The sequence below is a fragment of the Hymenobacter gelipurpurascens genome (genome assembly GCF_900187375.1).
Lineage (GTDB): Bacteria > Bacteroidota > Bacteroidia > Cytophagales > Hymenobacteraceae > Hymenobacter > Hymenobacter gelipurpurascens.
The window spans coordinates 1,195,608-1,216,928 of record NZ_FYEW01000002.1 but is presented as its reverse complement, the minus strand read 5'-3'; the positions used below and the strand labels follow the sequence as shown (position 1 = coordinate 1,216,928).

11 protein-coding genes are annotated in these 21,321 nt (G+C 57.2%); 5 read left to right on the top strand and 6 right to left on the bottom strand.

The window, feature by feature from the left end:
• Positions 1-177 precede the first annotated feature (177 nt).
• The 3 genes from CFT68_RS16975 to CFT68_RS16965 form a co-directional block, all read right to left on the bottom strand.
• Entirely contained in the window at positions 178-1,140 is a 963-nt protein-coding gene (locus CFT68_RS16975; protein ID WP_088844711.1) for an NAD(P)/FAD-dependent oxidoreductase, read from the bottom strand.
• 139 nt (positions 1,141-1,279) lie between these two features.
• Positions 1,280-4,561 (bottom strand): T9SS type A sorting domain-containing protein, encoded by a 3,282-nt coding sequence (locus CFT68_RS16970; RefSeq protein ID WP_088844710.1) that lies wholly within the window; start codon positions 4,559-4,561, stop codon positions 1,280-1,282.
• Between the two features lie 314 nt (positions 4,562-4,875).
• Positions 4,876-7,614, bottom strand: coding sequence for a 4-alpha-glucanotransferase (locus CFT68_RS16965; RefSeq protein ID WP_088844709.1), 2,739 nt, complete (start codon positions 7,612-7,614; stop codon positions 4,876-4,878).
• 261 nt (positions 7,615-7,875) lie between these two features.
• Here CFT68_RS16965 and CFT68_RS16960 point away from each other — a divergent pair, with 261 nt between their 5' ends.
• From CFT68_RS16960 to CFT68_RS16940, 5 genes are all read left to right on the top strand, one after another.
• The gene (locus CFT68_RS16960; RefSeq protein WP_141106605.1) at positions 7,876-13,089 is read left to right on the top strand and encodes a translocation/assembly module TamB domain-containing protein; all 5,214 of its coding nucleotides are present in this window, start codon (positions 7,876-7,878) and stop codon (positions 13,087-13,089) included.
• A gap of 72 nt (positions 13,090-13,161) precedes the next feature.
• Positions 13,162-15,621 carry a translocation and assembly module lipoprotein TamL gene (tamL, locus tag CFT68_RS16955; protein WP_088844707.1) on the top strand — a complete coding sequence of 820 codons (2,460 nt, stop codon included), beginning with the start codon at positions 13,162-13,164 and terminating at the stop codon, positions 15,619-15,621.
• A gap of 183 nt (positions 15,622-15,804) precedes the next feature.
• A complete protein-coding gene (locus CFT68_RS16950; RefSeq protein WP_088844706.1) occupies positions 15,805-16,056 on the top strand; it encodes a hypothetical protein in 252 nt (83 codons plus the stop codon).
• A gap of 196 nt (positions 16,057-16,252) precedes the next feature.
• Complete coding sequence (locus tag CFT68_RS16945) at positions 16,253-16,675, top strand: BLUF domain-containing protein (RefSeq protein ID WP_088844705.1); 423 nt, start codon at positions 16,253-16,255, stop codon at positions 16,673-16,675.
• A 138-nt stretch (positions 16,676-16,813) separates the two neighbouring features.
• A complete protein-coding gene (locus CFT68_RS16940; protein ID WP_088844704.1) occupies positions 16,814-17,236 on the top strand; it encodes a hypothetical protein in 423 nt (140 codons plus the stop codon).
• An 85-nt stretch (positions 17,237-17,321) separates the two neighbouring features.
• Here the strand turns inward: CFT68_RS16940 and CFT68_RS16935 are convergent, their stop codons facing one another.
• The 3 genes from CFT68_RS16935 to fdhD form a co-directional block, all read right to left on the bottom strand.
• Entirely contained in the window at positions 17,322-19,880 is a 2,559-nt protein-coding gene (locus CFT68_RS16935) for an FdhF/YdeP family oxidoreductase (protein ID WP_088844703.1), read from the bottom strand.
• A gap of 45 nt (positions 19,881-19,925) precedes the next feature.
• Positions 19,926-20,258: a DUF7009 family protein gene (locus tag CFT68_RS16930; protein ID WP_088844702.1), complete on the bottom strand. Its 333-nt coding sequence runs from the start codon at positions 20,256-20,258 to the stop codon at positions 19,926-19,928.
• An 80-nt stretch (positions 20,259-20,338) separates the two neighbouring features.
• Positions 20,339-21,205 carry a formate dehydrogenase accessory sulfurtransferase FdhD gene (fdhD, locus tag CFT68_RS16925; RefSeq protein WP_245815422.1) on the bottom strand — a complete coding sequence of 289 codons (867 nt, stop codon included), beginning with the start codon at positions 21,203-21,205 and terminating at the stop codon, positions 20,339-20,341.
• Between the last annotated feature and the right edge of the window lie 116 nt (positions 21,206-21,321).

Here is a 21,321-nt window from a genome sequence, read left to right as displayed (position 1 = left end):
GGTAGCGAGTAAGTTACACGTTCTGACAGCAACCCTGGTTTCTCGCCGACAAATTTCCCAAAACTCTGTTCCTCGCCTCTACGAAATTCACGTTGAGAGGTGGCCTACGCCCGCCAGATTATAGCTCGCCACCTGGCAGAGCACCCAAGCTTTAAGGGCTGATCTGATGCTGAAATCCTACTTCGGGCACTCCTCGCGCGTAAGGGTCTCATTGATACAGATGGCGGCCTGACTGCCCTTGGCGGCGGCCAGCAGCGCCTGTTGCGTGCCGGGCGTAATGTCGCCGGCCGCGTAGAAGCCGCGCACGGAGGTTTGCTGGTCCTTATCAACCAATACAGCGCCTTTCTCAGAAAACTCACAGCCCAGCTGTTCGGCCAGCGGGCTACGCTGGTGCTGGTGCGCGTGTACAAACACGGCTTTGCGAGCCAGCTTCTCACCCGTTTTGAACTCGATATGCTTCAGCTCGCCACTTTGGTCGCCTACCAGCCGATCTAGCTCCTCTTCTCGTACCGAAATTCCCTGCCGCCGCAGCCGCCGCCGCGCGTTAGGCGTGAGGCCTTTCCAGCCATCAGTACACACGATGATATCCTTGCTCCAGCGGCTGACCAATAGGGCTAGGCCAGTCACGCTTTTATGTTGGCCATACACGGCCAACGGCTTGTCGCGCACTTCCCAGCCGTGGCAATACGGGCAGTGCAGCACCCCGCTGCCCCATAAGTCGCGCATGCCATCTAGCGGCGGCAACTCATCATCAACGCCCGTGGCCAGCAGTACCTTACGGGTCGTATAGGTGGTGCTGCGGCCTGTGGCCCCTTCAACGGTCAGGCGGAAGCACTTGGCCATCACCTCTACCTGCGTGACGCGCGCTTCCCGCACCTCTACTGTCTTATAAGGCGTCAGTTGTTCCCGGCCCAGGCGCAGCAGCTCATCCGGCAGAATTCCGTCGCGGGTGAGAAAGCCATGCACGGCGGGCGAAGGGGCGTTACGCGGTTTGCCGCCGTCGCACACCAACACGCGGCGCAAGCAGCGGCCCAGTACCAACGCGGCACTCAGGCCCGCACTGCCGGCCCCCACAATCATCACATCATAATCAGTAGCAGGCGTAGCAGGAGCGCGGTGACGAGGGGAGGTGGCTGGCATAAGATAGGAGGCAAGTAAGAGCTGTTGGGCTAATACCTCTAAAGTGCTTGCTTGGTTGACATATCGGCGGCGGAACTGACAATAAAAAAGGCTCCTGCAAGTGCAGGAGCCTTTTTTATTGTCAGAAAAGAGCAGCGCGCTATTCTTTGATTAAGCGCGTCGTCTGCACAGTGTTTTGTCCCTGAACGCGGATCAGGTAAACGCCGGCCGGCCACTGGCCTACGGGCAGTGCCTTTGCCTGGCCACCCTGGGCCGAAGCCTGGTATACCGAGCGTCCCGTTACATCCAGAACCATTACCTGGTACTGACCTACAGGCAGCGTGCCCAGCTCCAGCGAAGCCTCACCAGAAGCCGGGTTAGGCTTCACGCTGATAGCGACGGTAGTGGAGAACGTAAGCGCCTGCACGGAGCTATAAGAAGCCGTGCCATCTGTATCTACCTGACGCAGGCGGTAGTAGGCCACTTGGCCCTGTGCCTGCTGTCCAGCCTGCGCATCGGTGAAGCGGTAGTCGGTAGCCACGGAAGTCGTGCCCTGTCCTTTTACCTGGCCTACCGACGAGAAGCTCTTGCCGTCGAAGCTGCGCTCAATCACGAAGTAGTCATTGTTTTGCTCCTGCGCCGTGCGCCACGTCAGCTGTGCCGACTGGCCTACGGCTTTCGCCATGAAGCTGGCTAGCTGTACAGGGAGGGGAACTGCTACTGCCGATCGACGGAAGTAGGCATCTGCTAAAGCACTTGTATAGCCTGGAGCGGTAGAACTTGTCCCACTGTATGCGGGGTCGTAAATATCCACCAACCCATTGAAGTTGTCGTCATGATAATAAGTCGACTGTATATCAAGGAAGTTCGGAATATTGTCACCGTCCGAATCCTGCAAAAATGCCGATAGAGTAGTAGCAGCATACCCAGCCCCATTAGTAGTGATAGAATAATAGTTGCTTTTTAATGGATTATTAGTTGCAAAGAGTTGGGCCAATGTTACAATTTCATCGCCTGCTGCTCCACTTCCATTGGCATCAAAACCCTCAGTCCAGTCAGCAGTCTGTTTATAAATAGGCTGAGTGGTGCGGGTTGCATTATCGCCATCAGAGTCGAGGTCAAACATATCGGCTACTCCATCTAGATCGGTGTCGACTCGGGTAGTAATGGAGTTGCCGCCGTTAACGTTTCCATCGTAGGCGTCCCGAATACCATCTTTATCTGTGTCCGTGTTAAAGTTAGTTTGGGCTTTACGGGTAGCATAAGTGGCAGAAGCCAAAGCTTCTATCTCATCCGTGATTCCATCGTTATCAGAGTCTAGATCAAGGAAATTATAATTGCTGGCAGTCTGGTTATTTGCTGTAAACGTATCACCATCACTATCAGTCAATGTGTAGCGGATAGTAGATACTTCAGTGTTGTTATTTGTGCGGTTCTCTACAGCGTTTGGTAATCCATTATTACCAACTGAAGTTGATAATGAACCAAGAGTATTGGTGAAGCGCCCTTGTGCAACTGAGTAACCACTAGTAGTACCAGCAGAGCCACCACTACCAACCCACGTAAGATTAGTATTGCCAGCCTCAAATGAATCAGTGAGGCCATCACCATCTGAATCTAAGTCAAAGTGGTTAGGTATTCCATCACCATCAGTATCAAATATGTCATTAACCCCGTTATTATTCAGATCGCGGAAGGCGCCAAAGATGGGATGCACATAGTCTACGTCAAGGTAGCGAATAGGGGAGGTAGCATCAGCAAAGGCACTAGGGTCAATGCTGCTAGTGCCAGATAAAGCCTCGACTAAATCTAAAATCCCGTCGTTATCGTCGTCGATATCAGTATTATCTGGAACATTGTCACCATCGTTGTCACATACGTTTACAGTAATATAGGTTAGGCTATTTGCGGCACTAACAAACCCATAAGTCCACGTATTTACAGTTGCAGCGTTACCAGGGGTAGTAGCATCATTATTGCCCCAACTGTGAGCTGGACTGAGTGTGCCATTTAGACTGCTTGTACCTAGGGCTGTAATATTAGTATCATCCCAGTATAATGCGTCAGCTCCTGCTGCTGAGGGACGAATGTTCCGCACTACAAATCCGCCTTCATTGTTTTCTGCATCATAGAGAGGAAAATTGACTGGTGCCCCCCGATTTGTGAAGCTATAAGTGATGGTTTGTCCTGCTGGAACACGCACACCATTTACTAAACCGTCCCAGATGATTGTCGCGGATGAACCGCCTACTACATCTGTATTCAATGTACGGGTGTTACCGCCATATGTAATGTTAATATCGAAGCGCCCAGTTTCAGTGGATGAAGTGGTAAAAGCTACCTCTGTATTACCATTACGGCAATAAGGCTGGGGAGTAATAGAAGCTGTTGGGATGCTTGCACTACGCCATATAGTTGGGTCAGGGTCGTTTACGAAGCTGGGATACTGTGCATATGCAGTGTTACCATTCTGACTTTTGCGCCGATCGGCTACCGAAGTACGGCCGGTAGCGGCAGTGGAACCAAACTCATTAGTAACGAAGAAGAAAGCATACGGACGCAGACCAGCTAGCTCGATTGCTTTCACGTAATAGCTGTTTGCTGTAGAGCGACTTTCTACTAGCGGGTACAGCGTAAACTTACTAGATAGCAGATTGGTCGCAGCTAAAGAAGAAAAGGCCCAAGCCTTACTAAAAAGACGTCCGTTTTTAGTCTGATTGTCGGTACCCGTTACAGTAAAATCCCACAAGTTATAGACACTGAAAACACGGTTGCCTGTTGCACTTGCTCCGTTATTAAAAGCAGCATCTTGCGTCTTTAAGTCGTTAAAACCCGGTTGAGTGCCTTGGTCAGTGTACTCTCCTGCCTGCGTAAACTCAATAAAAAAGTCTTGGGTAGTTCCTGTATTATTGGTGTATTCTAGTGGCTGGTAGCCACCAGTAGCAGGTAAAGGACCAGCCGCCGCTTGAGTATAATCGTCAATGACTCCTGCCTGGTTTGTGCCTAGTAAATATGTGGTTGTAGGATTACGTGCGAGCGTATTTTGCTTAACAATTTTACCATCGCCAGTACCATAACGCAACGTCAAAACTAGATCCTTATAATTGCTGGTAGTAAAGTTTGGATCATTGGCTCGTTGTATACCATATGAAAGCTTCTCATTAGGCAACAAACGGATAAAAAGTCGATAATCGGGATTGAACTGAACCCCAACAGGGCTCACCCAGCTAGCAGGCTTTAAAAATCCATACGATACATCTACCTGCGCTGATTGCTGATCAGAATTGTGTACTAAATAGCCGCAACGGTCATTAGTAGCGGCGGTAAGTGCATTAGTGTTGGTGCCAGGTGTCAGGTTTTTAGACCCCTCAGCTTTTACTGATGGTCCACCTAACCCTATCCAACTAGCCAAGATGATTAATAAGCGTAAGTGTGTTTTCATTAATACTGTATGTGGATGTTTTTGAATGGTGTGTTGCTGGTCATCATTCCGAGCCTTAGAACAAAACTAAGCTGGAGCATCACTCACCTCTGGCCTTTTCGCTGAATCGGGTAGATATGTCGGCAAATGGTCGAGTTTTTAGTCTCAACTTCCCATTTGTGGATCTTGGTTCAAGACAGTTTTTTGTGGGCACAAAGGAACGTATAAACTTCTACGAAAAAGTTGTGATAGTTGGATTTGACAGAAATGATTAAAAAAAAAGGGAGCCTCACAGCATCGTGAGGCTCCCTTTTTAGGAAAATGTCCAAGTCTATTTAGTATACTTTATCTCGTGCACTTTGCTGTACTAAGTTTATTAATTCTGAGTTAAATGCAAATTTTTGTTTTAATTCTTCTAAGTTGATGTGCAGCCGGTATTTCCAGAAATGGGTCGGGTTGGAGGGTACGTTTATCTGCTCTTCCAAAGGGTCTTCGCGGCGTAGGCCACTATCCATAGCAAGCAGATCCTGCAGGGGGAAAATGGCCCACATGGCGGGTGAGGCAAGGTGCTGTTCCGTGATTTCGCGGGCAACCCAGGGCTCGCAGAACTGGGGGGCTTGCTGGCCGTAGTGGCCTAGTGTATGCTCGAAGAAGCGCTGGGCTTTCTCGCGGTCTTCTTCCCACCAGCCACGCACCGTGCTCATGTCGTGGGAGCCGGGACTCACTACGGAGAGGTAGGGGGCAGTGCCGGGGTGGCCGAACTCTACCGCAGGGTCGGAGGGCATGCGCTGGATGTTGAGGCCCAGGATGCCGAGGGCTTTCATGACGCCGGGCACTGAGGCGGGTACCATGCCGAGGTCTTCGCCGCAGATGAGCATATCGGTAGCGTAGCGGACGGGGGGTAGCTTTACCATGCCCTGCTCGCGCCAGAAATCCTCGTGGCGGCGGTAGAAGAAATCGAAGTACAACTCCTGTAGGCGCGGCTTGGTTTGCTCATCCAATTCCCGGAACGACTGGCTTAGGGGCAGCGTAATACGCGGGTGGTAGAGGTCGGGGCGTTGATCATCGGGCACGAACAGCACTTCGTTCACCAGCTTGTATAGGCCAGTGCGGATCCACTTGTAGTGGTCAGTGTTGCTAGGGTCTGCCAGAATCTGCTGGTCGAAGTAGGCCTCTATCTGACGCTGGGTGCGTAGGTGCTCTTTCAGACGGATGGCGCCATGCCAGCCGGCATCTTCCATAAATTCATCGAACACCTGCTGGGCCTGACCGTGGAAGATGCTTTGCAGCATGTGCCACCGGATGTAAGGCTCGCAGAGGCGGCCGTAGTCGAACCACCCGATGTGCTGTTCAATCTCGTGCTGGTGCAGGGGTAGAGCCGGGGAGAAGTGGCCTAGGAGGCCTTCCACGGAGTGCTCCGGAATTTCCCAGATGCGGAAGAAGCCCAGGATGTGGTCGATGCGCAGGGCGTCGAAGTAGCGGGCCAGGGTGCTCATGCGCTGTTTCCACCACGCGTAGCCGTCCTCGGCCATTCGCTCCCAGTTGTAGGTTGGGAAGCGCCAGTTCTGGCCCGTTACGGAGAAATCATCCGGCGGGGCGCCGGCCTGCTGGTGCATGTGATAGAGTTCCGGCTGGGTCCACGCATCCACGGAGTGACGGTAGATGCCGATGGGCAGGTCGCCCTTCACCACTACGCCGTGCTGGCGGGCGTAGGCCACTGCCTCGCGTAGTTGCTTATCGAGGTGGAACTGAGTAAAGAAGTGGATGCCAGCTTCGTCGAAATCGACAGCGGCTTCGTCGGTCAGCTCGGCTACGCGGGCGGGCGTCCGGAACTCTTCGGGCCACTGGCTGAAGTCGGCGGTATGGAACCGGTCGCGCAGGGCAGAGAAGGCCGCATAGGGGGCTAGCCACGACTCCTGCTCCTGGCGGAAGGCCTGAAACTCTGGATCAGCCAGGAATTTTGCCTTCTCCTGCTGATACAAAAGCTTGATGAACTTCCACTTGGCGTTCATCACCGGCTCGTAATCTACAAAGTCTTTGGCGTTGAACTCCTCGCGCAACTGCTCCAGCTCCTGGCGGGCGGCGGCATCCTGTAGCTCCGCAATGGCCTGCAGGTGCAGGTACTGCGGGTGCAGGGCAAACACCGAAATAGCGGCGTAGGGGTAGCTATCAACCCAGGTGTGGGTAGCCACGGTGTCGTTGATGGGTAATACCTGCACCATCTTCAGGCCGGTAGCTACGGCCCAGTCAACGAGCAATTTCAGATCAGGAAATTCGCCCACGCCTAGGCCACTGCGGCTGCGCATGGCAAACACGGGCAAGGCTACGCCGGCCCCGCGCCAGTTGCCGGTGGGGTAGCGGAAATTATCGTCAGCCTTTACGCGCAGGGTGCGGCGGTCGGTGGCCGGATAAATGAGGCGGTCTTCGCCAGCTTCTAGGTGTAGAATCTTTTTTTCCGTCGGCTCCCAGATACCGTACTTGTACTGCACTAGTTGCTCCGGATTTTCCAGGGTTACATCGGCGCACCAGGTAGGGTAGTCGGTATCGGAAAGCAGTACGGCCTGGCTGGCATCCCAGGCACCCAAAGCGGGGTCGGAGCCGAGCACGCAGATTACGTGGTTCGGATCGACGCGGGGGGCGGAAAGCTGGAAGCGAACTACTGCTTCACTGGTGAGGGCAGGTGTAGCCGGAGCCTCCGTAGCGGCGGGGCGGCGCATCAGAGCTTTCAGGAAGGCGGCCGTGTGCAGCTCGTTTTCGGGCTGCGCGGCGGGGCGCCAGAAGTCTTCAAGCACAATGCGCGTGAAGCGCTGCGCATCGTAGCCGATGGTGCGGTTCGGTCCCCATTCCCAGTGCTTGCCGCCGTCGCGCTCATCCAGCAGGATATACTTGTATTCTACCTGGCCTAGGTGATTGTCGGGTAGGCTGATTGCCTGGCTCCAAAGCCCAAAATCGGGGTTGTAGTGCAGGTTAAGGGCTTGGTCGAGATTCCACTGGCCTAGGCTAGGCAGGGAACCGCAAACCACCAGGCGCTGGCCCCACTCGGTACGGAAGGGCAGGGTAAAACGAAGAATCATGGAGGGCGGGCTTCGGGGATTGGAGCGAAAGATAACAGGATACGCGGGCAGGGAGAAAGTGGCCTACGGTCAAAATCATCAACATGCGCACGTAGCCCCAACATTGGGTAATGGGGTATCAGTGGAATGGGTCCCGCGCTAGGCCAGTACCTGCTTTTAGCCCGTTGAACCACGGGCAGAAAACGGCCTTTGCCAACCTAGTACCGGGGTTTTCCGTTGGGTAAAGCCGGAACACCTTCATTTCGCCGCACTATCAGCACTTTGTCACCTACCGTCCGCCGTATTCTGTATGCCCTGTTGGGCCTCGTGGTGCTCCTCCTTGTCTTAGTTGGCGGGGTCGTGCTATATCTGCAATTCCCCTCGGGCCAGGATTTCGTGGCCCGGCAGGCGGAGAAGTACCTACGGGGAAAGCTGCAAACCGAGGTGAGAATCGCCAAATTTCGCACCGACTTCAAGCACGCTATCAACCTGGATGGCGTGTATCTGGAAGACCAGAAAGGCGATACGCTCATCTCCGTAGGCCACCTCGGGCTAGACCTGGACATCTGGGCCCTGACCAAGTCGCAGATTAATGTGAAGAGCCTGGAGCTGAACGATGGTCGCCTGGCTATCAAGCGCACCGAGCCCGACAGCGTCAGCAACTACGACTTCATCGTCAATGCCTTCGCTACCGGCGACACGGCTACCACCACGCCCGCCGATACCACTGGTGCGGGCTTCCAGTACAATATCGGCGACCTGCGCCTGACCAATATCTTCCTGACCTACAACGACCAGGTGGACGGCATGAATGTGCGCACCAAGCTGGGTGAGCTGGCCGTGAACATGGACGAAGTGAACGTGGATGCCTCCACGTACCGCATAGATCAGGCCGCGCTGAAAAACACCAGCATCGGGATTGTGCAGACGAAAGTGCCGCCGGATACGCCCGCTGATACGGCCGCGCTTAAGCTGGAATTTGGCCTGAATCGGGCGCAGCTGGACAACGTGAGCCTCACCTATAAAAACGACCCGTCGGCGCAGTTTATCAGCACCCGCATTGGCGAAGCCGATATCACGGCCGACCGTATTGATCTGGTAAACAGCCGCGTAAACCTGAATACGCTGAAGCTGCGCAACACCAGCTTTGCTTATGCTCAGAACGAAAATGTGCCGGTAGAGAAACGCGTGGTGAACCCCGCGGAAGCCGTGCGCGACCTGAACAAATCAGTAGAAAACGCCACGGGTAAGGAGGCCAGCTGGGTGGTGACGCTCAAGCAGTCGGATATTGAGGGCGTAGATGTAGCCTTCGATAACTTTAACCAGCCCCGCCAGAAAACCCGGGTGCGCGGCATGGACTACAACCACCTCAAGTTCACGAACCTGGCGCTGAATACCGAGAACCTCTTCTACTCCGAAAACAGTACCACGGGCCGCATCAACCAGCTGGCCGGGCAGGAGCAGAGCGGCTTTGCCGTTACGCGCGCCCAGGCCGATGTGGAGTTCGACTCGGTAGAAACCCGCCTAGATAACCTGGACCTAGTGACGCCGCACACCCGCATCCGGCGGACGCTGGCCATGCGCTACAAGTCCCTGGATGCCATTGCCGATGACCTCCCGAACCTGGGCATTGAAGGCGACCTGCGCGACGTGCGCCTCGGCTTCCGCGACATTCTATACTTGGCTCCTGATCTGGCCAGCACCGCGCCCTTCAATACCGGGCCCAACCAGTCTATTCTGGTCAGTGGCCGCGTGAATGGCCGCGTAGGCGACCTGCGAGTGCAGAACCTGGAGCTAGTGGGATTCCGCAATACTATCATAAAAGCCAGCGGCCGCATTCAGGGCCTCCCAGAAACGGACCGCCGCCTGTATACTGACCTGAACATTCAGCAGTTTACGACTACCGATGCTGATATCCGCAGCCTGGTACCCAAGGGCACTATTCCGGCAGGCTACACGCTGCCGCCCCGCATAACGGTGGCTGGCACCTTCAAGGGTAGGCCTACGGCTATGGTGTTTGATACCGATCTGCGGGCGACTACTTCATTTGGCAATGTGGCGGCGAAGGTAGATATGGGCGCTGGCCCTGTAGGCCAGGAGCCGGTGCGTGCCACCTTCAGCACCCAGAACTTCAACGTCGGCAAGATTCTCAACGACCCCACTATTGGCGCCGTTACGGCTTCCGGCACGCTCAATGCTCGTGGCCTCGACCCCAACCAAATGCGCGGCAAGCTCACGGCGCGGGTGCAACGGGCTACTTACCAGGGCTACACCTACCGCGGCATTGTGGCCAATGTGGACATCGACCGCAACCGCTACGTGATTGATGCCAGCAGCAAAGAAGACCCCAACCTCAACCTCGACTTGCTGGCGACGGTGGACTTGCGCAATACGGCCAATCCTACTTACTCTATAGACCGCCTGAATCTGCGTGGTGCCAACCTTACGGCTCTGGGCTTCTATACCGGCGGCGACCTGCGCGTGCAAGGCGACCTGAACGCCAACCTCAGCGGCTCCGACCTGAACTCACTGAACGGTACATTTAGTGGCCGTCGCATCGTCATTGTCAATAACAATCAGCCGTTTGCACTTGACTCCCTTAGTGGGCGCATTCTGCAGCGCACTGGCCGCACCGAGGTAGACTTTGCCTCGAACGTAGCCGATGTGACCTTGCGCGGCAACACGCGCCTCGGCGACATTGCCACGGCTCTGCAGGAGCACATAGACCGGTATTTCGATTTGCCGGGCGTGCAGTATAGGGCTAGCAATGCCAATCAGCAGTTCACCTTCGAGGCCAATCTGAAGAACACGCGCATTGTGCAGCAGCTGGTGCCTGATCTGAAGTTCCTCTCGCCCTTCAACCTGACCGGAAGCTTCGATAGTCGGGCTGCTGACCTGCGCCTGAATACCCGCATTCCGCGCATTGTGTACATGGGCTATACCATGGACTCCTTGCGTTTCAATGTAAGTTCCGATCCGCAGAAGCTGGACTATGGCCTAGGCCTCCGTCAGGTGTCTCAGGATACAAGCCTGCGCTTGCCTAACCCTAGTATAAAGGGCAGCATTGCCAACAACAAAGTAGGCACCCACCTGCGCATTGCCGAAAACGACAGCTCTACGATGCTGGACCTGGCCGGCGCCCTGCAGGTCTTCAACCAAGGACAGGCCTACGGCTTCAGCTTCGACCCCAAACTGGTACTAAGCAACCAGCAGTGGACGGTAGCGCCCAACAACGAGGTGCGCTACACCACCGCCACCGGCGCCATTCGGGCCGAAAATGTGCGCTTGAGCCAGGGCGACCAGGTAGTGGCGCTGCAAACCCTCGCCGGCGCGCAGTATCCGCTGCAAGTCAACCTCACACGCCTCGATATCAATGGCCTAGCCAAAGCCGCCGGCATGACCGACTCTTTGGTGGCTGGTACGGTAAATGGACAGGCAGTAGCGTTTAGCCTAGGCCAGCCGAAGCAGGCGTTTACGGCCAATATGAACCTGACTGGCTTCGCCTACAACAAAACGCCCATCGGGGATGTGGCGCTGCAGGCCACTAACCCCACGCCCGACCGCTACAACGTAGATGCCCGCCTCACCAACAAGGAGGGCATGGATGTGCAGGCCGTGGGCTACTACCTCGCCACGCCGCCCAGCCCCATTCAGTTTGCCGTGAACGTTAACCAGCTTGATCTGAAAATTATCGAGCCTTTCTCGCTAGGCCAGTTGCAGCAGATGGGCGGTGGCGTAGCAGGCCAGCTGAACGTGACGGGCACCGTGAGCCAGCCCGATATTGCCGGCACGCTTACGACCACGCCCGACGCCACCTTCACGCTCACGCAGCTTGGAGCTCCTTACTTCCTGGTTTCGCAGCCTATTGCCTTCACCGATCAGGGCATTGGCTTCAACAACTTCGTGGTGAAAGACTCCCTGGGCAACCAGGCGGTCATCAACGGCGCCATCCGTACCCGCGACTATGTCACGGATTTCCGCTTCGATCTGGAGGCCACTACCGAGAACTTCTTGGCGGTGCAAAACGCCCAGCGCGACAACCCGCTGTTCTGGGGCAAGCTGCTGGTTGATTCCGATTCGCGCATCACTGGCAACCTGAACCTGCCCATCGTCCGGACCCGGGCGCGGGTGGCCGAGGGCTCCCACCTCTTTGTGGGCATCCCGACTGATGATCCGGTGAAGGTAGAGCGTGATGGTATTGTGGAGTTCATCGATAAGAGCGCTCCGCTCGACAGCCTGCTGGCCCGCAAGGTGCCGCTTGATACCGCCGAAACCGCCGCCGGCTACGACATTCAGGCCGTGGTGACCGTGACGGATAAAACGCCGTTTACGATTGTAGTAGATGAAGCCTCCGGCGATAACCTGCTGGTGCGCGCCAATGGCACGTTGAACACCGCCATCGACCGGACTGGCAATATTACCCTCACCGGCCGCCTTGATGTAGCCGATGGCAAGTACCAGATGTCATTATATGACTTGGCTTCCCGCGAGTTTGATATTGCGCCGGGCAGCTCCATCACCTGGAGCGGCGACCCGTACAATGCCCAAACCAACGTGACGGCCCTGTATAGGGTGCGCGCCGCCCCCGCCGAGCTGATATCGGCGCAGGGTGTGGCCGATGAAACCCAGAGTGCCCTGGCCCGCAACCCGGTGCCCTTTGTGGTAGACCTGAAAGTAACGGGCGAACTGATGAAGCCGGTAATCGGGTTTGATGTTCGTCTGCCGGAAGATTCGCGGACGGACTTGCGCGGCCCCATTGAGAACCGCCTGGCCGAGCTCCGGCAGCCCTCGCGCGAAAGCGACCTGAACAAGCAGGTGTTCTCGCTGCTGGTGCTGGGCCGCTTCCTGGCCGATGACCCTTTCCAGAGCAGCGGCGGTAACGTGGTGGCCGAGCAGCTGCGCGGTTCCGCCAGTCAGGTGCTTACCCAGCAACTCAACAACCTCACGGGCAGCTACCTCTCCAACCTGGGCGTAGAGCTAGGCGTGAACTCCTACGGCGACTTCAGCAGCGGCCAGGAGAAAACCCGCACCGACCTGAACGTGGCCGTGCGCCGGCAGCTGCTCAACAACCGCCTCACCGTGCGCCTCGGTACCGATGTGCCACTGGGCGGCGGCAACCAGGGCAGCACTGGCCAGAACGCGGGCGGCATCAGTGCCTTTGCTGGTGATGTGAGCGTGGAATACAACGTGCTGGCCAACGGACGCATCCGCCTGCGGGCCTTCCGTAATAACTCCTACAGTGATATTGATGGGCAGTTTGTGCGCAACGGTGCCTCTCTGGTCTTCCAGCGCGACTACCAGAACTTGGCCGACTTGTTCAAGGGCATCGACGACAACGTGAAGGAGGACATGAAGCTGGAGCGCCGGCGCAAAAAGCAGGACCGCCGCGCAAGCCGCGACTCTACGGCCGCTGCCCAGACGCCCGCCGTTCGTTCCGACTCTACCCGCCGCCTCACCCGCACCGATTCGTCTCGGACCAAGGCAATACCCCGCTAGGCCACTCATCAGTTGCTTTCTAGGCCAGTCAGCCTACCGGCTGCCCTCATTACTTTCCCGAAACAGTAGTTCATGTCACAGCATCAGCCCTTCTCTCCACACCATACGGAAGCCGCCGAGTTAGATCGTCTGGTTCCTCCTCTCCCGAGCCGGAGGGGGCTGGGGAACAGGGTGCGCCAGGGAGCGGCGCTGCTAGGCCTATCGGTGCTGGCGGCCTGCTCCGGCCTTAAGTACATTCCGGAAGGCAGCAAGCTCTATACCGGCAGCACCGTGAAGGTGAAGTCTGACAACCCCATTCCGCGTAAGGCTGAAATCACGACGGAGCTGGAAAGCGTGATTACGCCCAAGCCCAACGCCTCCATTCTGGGCCAGCGCCCCAAGCTGTATTTCTGGCACCTCGGCGAGGGCAAGACCAAGGGCCTAGGCCACTGGTTGGCTAATAAATATGGCGAGAAGCCCGTGCTGCTCAGTCAGGTAGATACCCAGAAGGTGAAGGGCCTGATGGTGAACCGGCTCTACAACAACGGCTACTTCAAGCCTACAGTACACAGCAAAATCCAGATCAAGGGCAATGCCGCCAGCGTCGATTACACGGCCACGGTGAACAAGCCCTACACCATCAAGGAAATCCATTTTCCGGAAGGCGACTCCCTGCTTCCCAGTGCTATTCGGGCTACGCAGCCTGCTTCGTTGCTGAAGGTGGGCGATGCGTACAACCTGCAAACCTTCACCAACGAGCGTACGCGCATTGATGCGGCCCTCAAGAACAATGGCTACTACTATTTCGCCCCCGACTATATTCTGTTTCAGGTAGACAGCACGCTGGATAACCAGGTGAATGTGTACCTGAAGGTGAAGGAAAAGACGCCGCAGCGGGCTGCCAAGCCCTATGTGATGAACCGCATCCGGCTCAACACTGATTATAGTCTCAACGATACCACGCTCAACGACCGGCCTATCCGCTACAAGGGCTATCAGTATTTCCCCAGCGAGGATGTGTTCACGGCTAAATCCATCACCAACGCCACCTTCCTCTACCCCGACAGCGTGTACCGCCGCCGTCGCCAGGATCAGACCCTGAGCCGCCTGATGAGCTTGGGCGTATTCCGGTTCGTGGACATTGGGTTCCGGCCGGCCCGCGCCAAAGCGGACTCGGCGGGCTACGGCTTCCTGAACTCCTATGTACGCATGACCCAGGTCGCCAAGAAAAGCCTGCGGGCCGAGGTACTGCTGGTTAGCAAGGAAAACGGCTTTGTCGGCCCCGGCTTCCAGGTGCAGTTCCGCAACCGCTCCGCACTGCGCGGCGCCGAGCAGCTGGTGGTGAACGTAACGGGCTCCTTTGAGAACCAGACCCGCAGCAACTCCAACACCATCGGCCTCACCAGCTACGAGCTGGGTGTGGATGCGCAGCTGCAGATTCCGAGACTGATTACACCGCCGTTGCCGTTTCTGGATGTGCGCCTGACCAACTCCGATTTCCAGCCGCGCACCTTTATTGGGGGCGGTATCAAGCGGGTAGAGCGCCGCGACGCCTTTCAGCAGGACCTGTTCAACCTGAACTACGGCTACACCTGGAAAACCAAGCTCACGAACGAGCAGACACTGCGGCCCATTGATATTCAGTACCTGAAGCTCGGCAATACGTCGGCGGCTTTTGATTCTCTCCTGGAGCAACGGCCGTTCCTGGCCAACTCCTTCCGGCAGCAGTTTATTCTGGCCAGCTCCTACCGCTATACCTACAACCAGCAGGCCCTGGAGCAGCGCCGCAACCAGGTGTACTTCAGCGGGGGCATTGAGTTGGCCGGTAACCTGGCCTACCTGTACAGCTCGCTCACCGGGCAAAAGAAAACCGAGCTGCCCACCGGCGACCAGGCCTACGCACTGGCCGGCCAGGAGTTTGCCCAGTACACCAAGGTAGATCTGGAATTCCGCAACTACTTCCGCACCAGCGCCAACCCCACCAGCGGCAACAAAATTGCTACCCGCGTCCTGATTGGGGCGGGCGTGCCTTATAAAAACTCCTCGGTGCTGCCCTACCTAAAGCAGTACGGTATTGGTGGCCCCAACAGTGTGCGGGCCTTCCCGGCGCGGGGCATAGGGCCGGGAACATACCGCACCCCCATCTCCCGGGAAGGCAGCTACTTCTACGACCAAGTAGGCGACTTGCGCTTTGAGGCCAACGCCGAATACCGCCAGGATCTGTTCCCCTACGTGAAGGGCGCCTTGTTCGTGGATGCCGGCAATATCTGGCTGGTGAATGGCGACGACAGCCGTCAGACCGCCGACACTGAAGGCAACCCCGATGGCAAAAACGGTCAGTTTGCCTTCAACTCCTTCCTGAAAGAACTGGCCGTAGGCGCCGGCGCCGGCATCAGGGTAGATGTGCAGTTCTTCGTGATTCGACTGGATTACGCGTATCCGCTGCGGTTGCCCTACAGCAATAAGGAAGTGATTCGGCCTAGCCTGAACAATACCTACCGGGTGCAGCCCACTACGGGCCGCCTCAACATTGCCATCGGCTATCCTTTCTAAGCGGCGGTGCAGAGAGAGTGGCCTAGACGGTATAACCGAGGCCGCTTTGGCGCGTATAGAATATAGCACGCCGCCCCGCAAACAGGCCTAGGCCACATTGCTAGCGCGTTTGGTAAGCTATATACAGCTTACCGCTGTTCCCTTTCCGCACCGCTGCCTTTCGGGTAGCTTACCCACCGTATCATGGCCCAAGAACCTCAGAACCCCGTTCCTCAAGACGACAGCCAGCAAACCACCAGCAACCAGCGCGGCGCCGGCGATACTTCCGTAAGCGGCCAGCGCGGCAGCCAGCAGCAAACCGACCCCGAAGCCGGCATCACGATGGGCGACGAGACCTATCATCTGCATAGCGCCGCTAAAGGCGACGAAGACTACATCAACGGCGACACGCACAAAGACGACAGCGTGCAAAAGCCCGAGCAAGACAAACTCTAACACCCCCGTACTGGCCTAGGCACCTTTAGCTGCCCGCCACTAAGGTACAAGAAGGGCCGCGCTGCCAATATCTGGTGCGCGGCCCTTTGCGTATCCTGGTATCAGCGAGTAAGTGTGCTTATGCGGTAGCGGTATGCTTGGCTAACACACTGGCAGTCTACTCTGTACTCTATTTCTGTAGTCCGTTTCCTATCCTATGCACCAGCTGATTTATATGAGTACCGCCACCCATCTGCTGACGGATGAGGAGCTACAGGAACTGCTGGAGCGGGCCCGCGCCAACAACGCCAGATTTGCGGTTACGGGCCTACTACTGTACCATGAGGGCCGGTTTATGCAGCTCATTGAAGGGCCGGTAAACAATGTAAGAACGCTCTACGAGTACATTGAGCAGGACCCGCGCCATACGGATACGGCCAAACTGGCCGATAAAGAAGTAGCGGAACGGACCTTCCCTGAGTGGGACATGGCCTTCCGGCCCATTCAGCCGCAGGATTTTGCCTCCCGGCCCGGGTTTGTATTGCCTGAACATATTGTGCTGCCCGAACAAGGCCTGAGCGGAGCTGATATGCTGCTGCTGAGAGTGATGCAGGAGCACATGCTGCGCGGGGCGGTGTAGGCCACTTTCTCCGCCTGAAAAGTGGTGCTAGGCCAGCGGTTGTTCCGCAATGATTGGCCAGTATCTTTAGCTGTAGTTTTGCTTATCTGGCCGCATGCACGGCGCGGAGGCTTTCTATTGCTGAGGTAATTCCTGTCGATGAATTCTCCCGTCAACCGCTTGTTTCTTGAGAATGCAGTAGGCCGCGTAGAGGAAGACGTGCATGGCTTTATACGGTTGCAGTACCACCCAGGGCCGCGCAATAGCAATAGCTGGCAGGCGCTCATGCAGCACGCCAAAGAGCTGCTGGCCCGGCAGGGGCGCGGCCTAATGCTGATAGACCAGCAGCGAATGGCGCCTTTCAAGCCCGCCGAGCAGACCTGGCTGCTGGAGCAATGGCTCCCCAGTGCCATTGTGGATGGAGGCTACCGATACGGCGCTATTCTACAGGCCCACGACGTATTTGCGCGGCTGGCTATGGATACCGTGCGTACCCAGGCCCGCGACTTGCACCTCACGTACCGCTACTTTACTGATGAAGCCGCGGCCGTTGCCTGGCTGCTGGCGCAGTACAAGGCCTAGCCGCTGTGGCCTAGGCCACTATACAACAGCAAAAAGCCCGTTCAGCTACAGCTGAACGGGCTTTCGGTTATTTGGCAGAAACGGACTAAGCCTCGGCAGTCATCCGGATTTCTACGGGTGCGCCCACGGTTTTGTGGGCGGGCACTACCGTCACTACCACATACTTGGAGGTAGGCGTATTACTGGTTTTGGCCACACTGGAAATAGGAACCAACGGGTTGGCCTCCGGGAAGTAAGCTGCCACGTTGCCCTTCGGAATATCATAAGGCACGGCCACGAACTTCTCCACGGTGCGCTGCTCACCCTTGAAGTGGCTCGTGATATCAATCAGGTCCTTGGCTTTGATGCTCCGCTCGGCCATGTCCTGGGCGTTCATGAACAGCACACGCCGCTCGCCCTGAATGCCCCGGTACCGGTCATTGTAATCGTAGATGGTGGTGTTGAACTGGTCGTGGGAGCGCACCGTCATCAGCACCAGTTGGTCTGGCTCCAGCTCGCGCTGGTACATCTTCAGTTCGGTCGTCGTGAAGTTCGCCATGCCGTTCTTGGTCGTGAACTTCCGCTCGCGGGGGCCATTGGGCAGGTAGAACCCGCCGGGGCGGCGCAGCTTCTCATTGAAGTTCTCGAAGCCCGGAATCACCCGCGAAATATGGTCCCGGATAACGTCGTAGTTCTCCGTCATGGCTACCCAGTCGGCGATGTTGGTCCGCTCCCCGAGGGTCGCAATGGCCACGCCCGCCAGAATGGCTACTTCGCTCATCATCTGGCCTTCCAGCGGCACCAGCACGCCTTTGTTCTGGCTGACCACGCCCATGGAGTTCTCACAGGAGGTCATCTGGTGTCCCGACTTCTGCATGTCCACATCAGCGTGCGTGAAGCAGGGCAGCAGCAGGCTGGTTTCGCCGGTGGTGAGATGGCCGCGGTTGAGCTTGGTGCCTACAAATACCGTCAGCTTCTGCTTGCGCATGCCTTCGGCAATAACCTCCGTGTCGGGGCCAGCGGCCAGCAGGTTGCCACCAAGCCCGAAGTAGACCTTGGTTTTGCCTTTGTACATGGCCTTGATGGCTTCTACCGTATCGTAGCCATGTTCATAGGGCGGCTGGAAGTTGAATTCCTTGCCCAGCGAATCCTGGAACTCCTTGGTAGGCTGCTCCCACACGCCCATGGTCCGGTCGCCTTGCACGTTGGAGTGGCCGCGTACGGGGCAGGTGCCTGCGCCGGGCTTGCCAATGGCGCCTTTCATCAAGTGCAGGTTCACAATTTCCTGGATGGTTTGCACACCCTGGCGCTGCTGCGTAACGCCCATGGCCCAGCAGGTAATGATCTTCTGCTTGGTAGCCAGCATATTGGCCGCCTCAAGCAGCTGGGCCCGCGAGATGCCGCTCAGCTCCTCAATATCCTGCCAGGATGTATTGCGGATATTCTGCTCAAACGACTCGAAGCCCGTGGTGTACTTCTCAATGAACGGGCGGTCTACTACTTGGCCGGGATTCACATCCTCGGCCTCAAACAGGTGCTTCATGATGCCGCGCAGCAGGGCCATGTCGCCATCTACACGCACCTGCAGGAACAGGTCCGTGATTTGGGTGCCGTTGCCCATGAGGGCGCCCAGGGCCCGCAGCGGGTTCATGAAATCCTGCGGGTTCTTGAAGTGGTTCAGGCCAGCTTCCAGCAGCGGATTGACGGCAATGATTTTGGCCCCGTTGCGCTTGGCTTTCTGCAGCGCCGAGAGCATGCGCGGGTGGTTGGTGCCAGGGTTCTGCCCAATAATCAGGATAACCTCCGCGTCATAAATGTCATTGAGCGTCACGGAGCCTTTGCCTAGGCCTAGCGTAGGGCTGAGGGCGGCACCGCTGCTCTCGTGGCACATGTTGGAGCAGTCGGGCAGGTTGTTGGTACCGAACTGCTTGGCGAAAAGCTGGAACAGGAACGCCGGCTCGTTCGGCACTTTGCCGGAGGTATAGAACAGGGCCTCATTAGGCGAGTCCAGCGCATTCAGCTCATCGGCAATAATCTTGAACGCCTCGGGCCAGGCAATGGGAGAATAGTGGTTGTCGCCGGGGCGCTTCACCATCGGGTGCGTGAGGCGGCCGGCGTTGTTCTGGTCGCGGTCCGTCATCTGGGAGAGCTGGGCCAGGCTATACTTGGCGAAGAACTCGGGGCCGGCGGCTTTGTCGTCGGCATCAGAAGCCGTAGCCTTGGCGCCGTTCTCGCAGAACTCGGCTACGGAGCGATGGTCGTCCGGGTCGGGCCAGGCGCAGCTGGAGCAGTCGAAGCCATCTTTCTGGTTCATGTTCAGCAGGCCGCGGGTGCCTCGGTCTAGGCCACCTTCCTTCCAGCTGAACTCCATTGATTTAAGTACAGCCGTGACGCCGGCGGCTATTTTGGCGGGCTCACTTAGCTCTAGGCCAGTGAGGGCCTCCGGCGGCTGCGCCAGAATGGGGTGCTGATATTTTGCGTTGGCCACATCGGGGGCTTTTATGTTGCTTTCGTCGCGGTCGTGCTGGGGGTCCGGGCGGTAGTGGTCGGGGGCAGGGGCATTGCCTTGGTCGCTCCTCTCACCGCTTTTCGGGACATTCGCTTCGGCGCCTTGCTGTTCAGTTTTGCCGGCTTTGCCGGGGTCAGACTTTGGTGACTCTTCCATGACGGGGTAGTGAAAATAGCGGTGGGAGTTGGGTAGAACGGGGGGCTAGTGTTTGCAGCCGAGGTCTTTCTCTACCAAAATATGTAATACTTGGTTATCAGCCACATCGGTGGTGCCACGCAGGCTTACTTCAGCCGTAGAAGTCCACTCGTCGGCTACGGCTGCCGGCACCTGTACAGCCAGCGCCCCAGCGCCGTAGCGCACCACGGGCGCGGTGCCCAAGATGGCCTCATTGCGCTCTAGGGTGTACACCAGCCGGTCCTGGGGGTTGAGGCCTAGCGGAACCACCGTTTGCAACCGGCCTAGTCGGCTAAATTCGGCAACTTCTTCTGGGGAAAGGCGCAGGCGGAGGGTGTTGTCTTCGAGACGAAGTTTCATGCAGCAAAAGCAAAAGGCAGTTACGTAAGTAGAACGGAAATGGCAGCCTTTCGGCTGAACTTTTCAGGAAATGTAAGTAGCTACATAGAAATGCGCCACTCGTGGCAGTACACGTTGTAGCGTCCCTGCCGCACGAAGCCGCAAAGCGTCATGCCAAAGTCGCGGGCCGCCGATACCGCCAGCGAGGAAGGAGCCCCCACGGCGGCCAGCACCGGAATGCCCGCCACGGCCGCCTTCTGCACCAGCTCAAACGATGCCCGCCCACTTACCAGCAGCACCGAGTTGTGCAGCGGCAGCAGCTCCTGCAGCAGCGCCGCCCCAATCACTTTGTCGAGGGCATTGTGCCGGCCTACATCTTCGCGCAGCAACAACAGCTCACCTTCCGGCGAGAACAGGGCGGCGGCGTGTAGGCCACCCGTCTGCTCAAACAGCGCCTGCGCCGCTCGTTGCCGCTCCGGCAACTGATGAATAACGGCCGCAGCTACGTGCGGCCCGTTGTTGGGCAACACCGGGCAGGAAGAAGCATGCACCGCCTCAATGCTGGTTTTGCCGCACACGCCGCAGCTGCTGCTGGTATAAAAGTGGCGCTCCAGGCGCGGCAGGTCTAGGGCCGCACCGGGGGCCAGCTCGGCGCGCACTACGTTTTCGCGCTCCTCTTCTTTCTCTACATCGGGACAATAGATGACGCCCTGCAGCTCCTGCCGATTCCGGATAATGCCTTCCGTCAGCAAGAAGCCGGCGGCCAGCTCAAAGTCGTGGCCCGGGGTGCGCATGGTGATGGAGAGCGTGCGGTGCTCTCGGTGGCCTACGGGGCCGTAGCCCACCCGTATTTCCAGGGGCTCTTCGGCGGCCAGCACATCGGAGGCTTCCGTTATTTCGGTGCCCTGCACTTTGTGCACGGTCACGTAATCGTAGCTGGTAGGAGGCAGGAAAACAGGAGCAGACACAGGCGGGACAGGAAAGGGCGGAAAGAATCGGGGGTAGGCCACTAGGTAGGGAGTGGCCTATTCCCGATTCTTTAACCTTATAGGCCGGAAGTAAGTTTGAGCAAAGGCAGCCGATG

Bases quoted from the DNA above. Each gene is read 5' to 3' on its own strand.
- CFT68_RS16975 (WP_088844711.1), bottom strand. From the start codon at position 1,140: ATGCCAGCCACCTCCCCTCGTCACCGCGCTCCTGCTACGCCTGCTACT.
- CFT68_RS16970 (WP_088844710.1), bottom strand. From the start codon at position 4,561: ATGAAAACACACTTACGCTTATTAATCATCTTGGCTAGTTGGATAGGG.
- CFT68_RS16965 (WP_088844709.1), bottom strand. From the start codon at position 7,614: ATGATTCTTCGTTTTACCCTGCCCTTCCGTACCGAGTGGGGCCAGCGC.
- tamL (WP_088844707.1), top strand. From the start codon at position 13,162: ATGTCACAGCATCAGCCCTTCTCTCCACACCATACGGAAGCCGCCGAG.
- CFT68_RS16950 (WP_088844706.1), top strand. From the start codon at position 15,805: ATGGCCCAAGAACCTCAGAACCCCGTTCCTCAAGACGACAGCCAGCAA.
- CFT68_RS16945 (WP_088844705.1), top strand. From the start codon at position 16,253: ATGCACCAGCTGATTTATATGAGTACCGCCACCCATCTGCTGACGGAT.
- CFT68_RS16940 (WP_088844704.1), top strand. From the start codon at position 16,814: ATGAATTCTCCCGTCAACCGCTTGTTTCTTGAGAATGCAGTAGGCCGC.
- CFT68_RS16935 (WP_088844703.1), bottom strand. From the start codon at position 19,880: ATGGAAGAGTCACCAAAGTCTGACCCCGGCAAAGCCGGCAAAACTGAA.
- CFT68_RS16930 (WP_088844702.1), bottom strand. From the start codon at position 20,258: ATGAAACTTCGTCTCGAAGACAACACCCTCCGCCTGCGCCTTTCCCCA.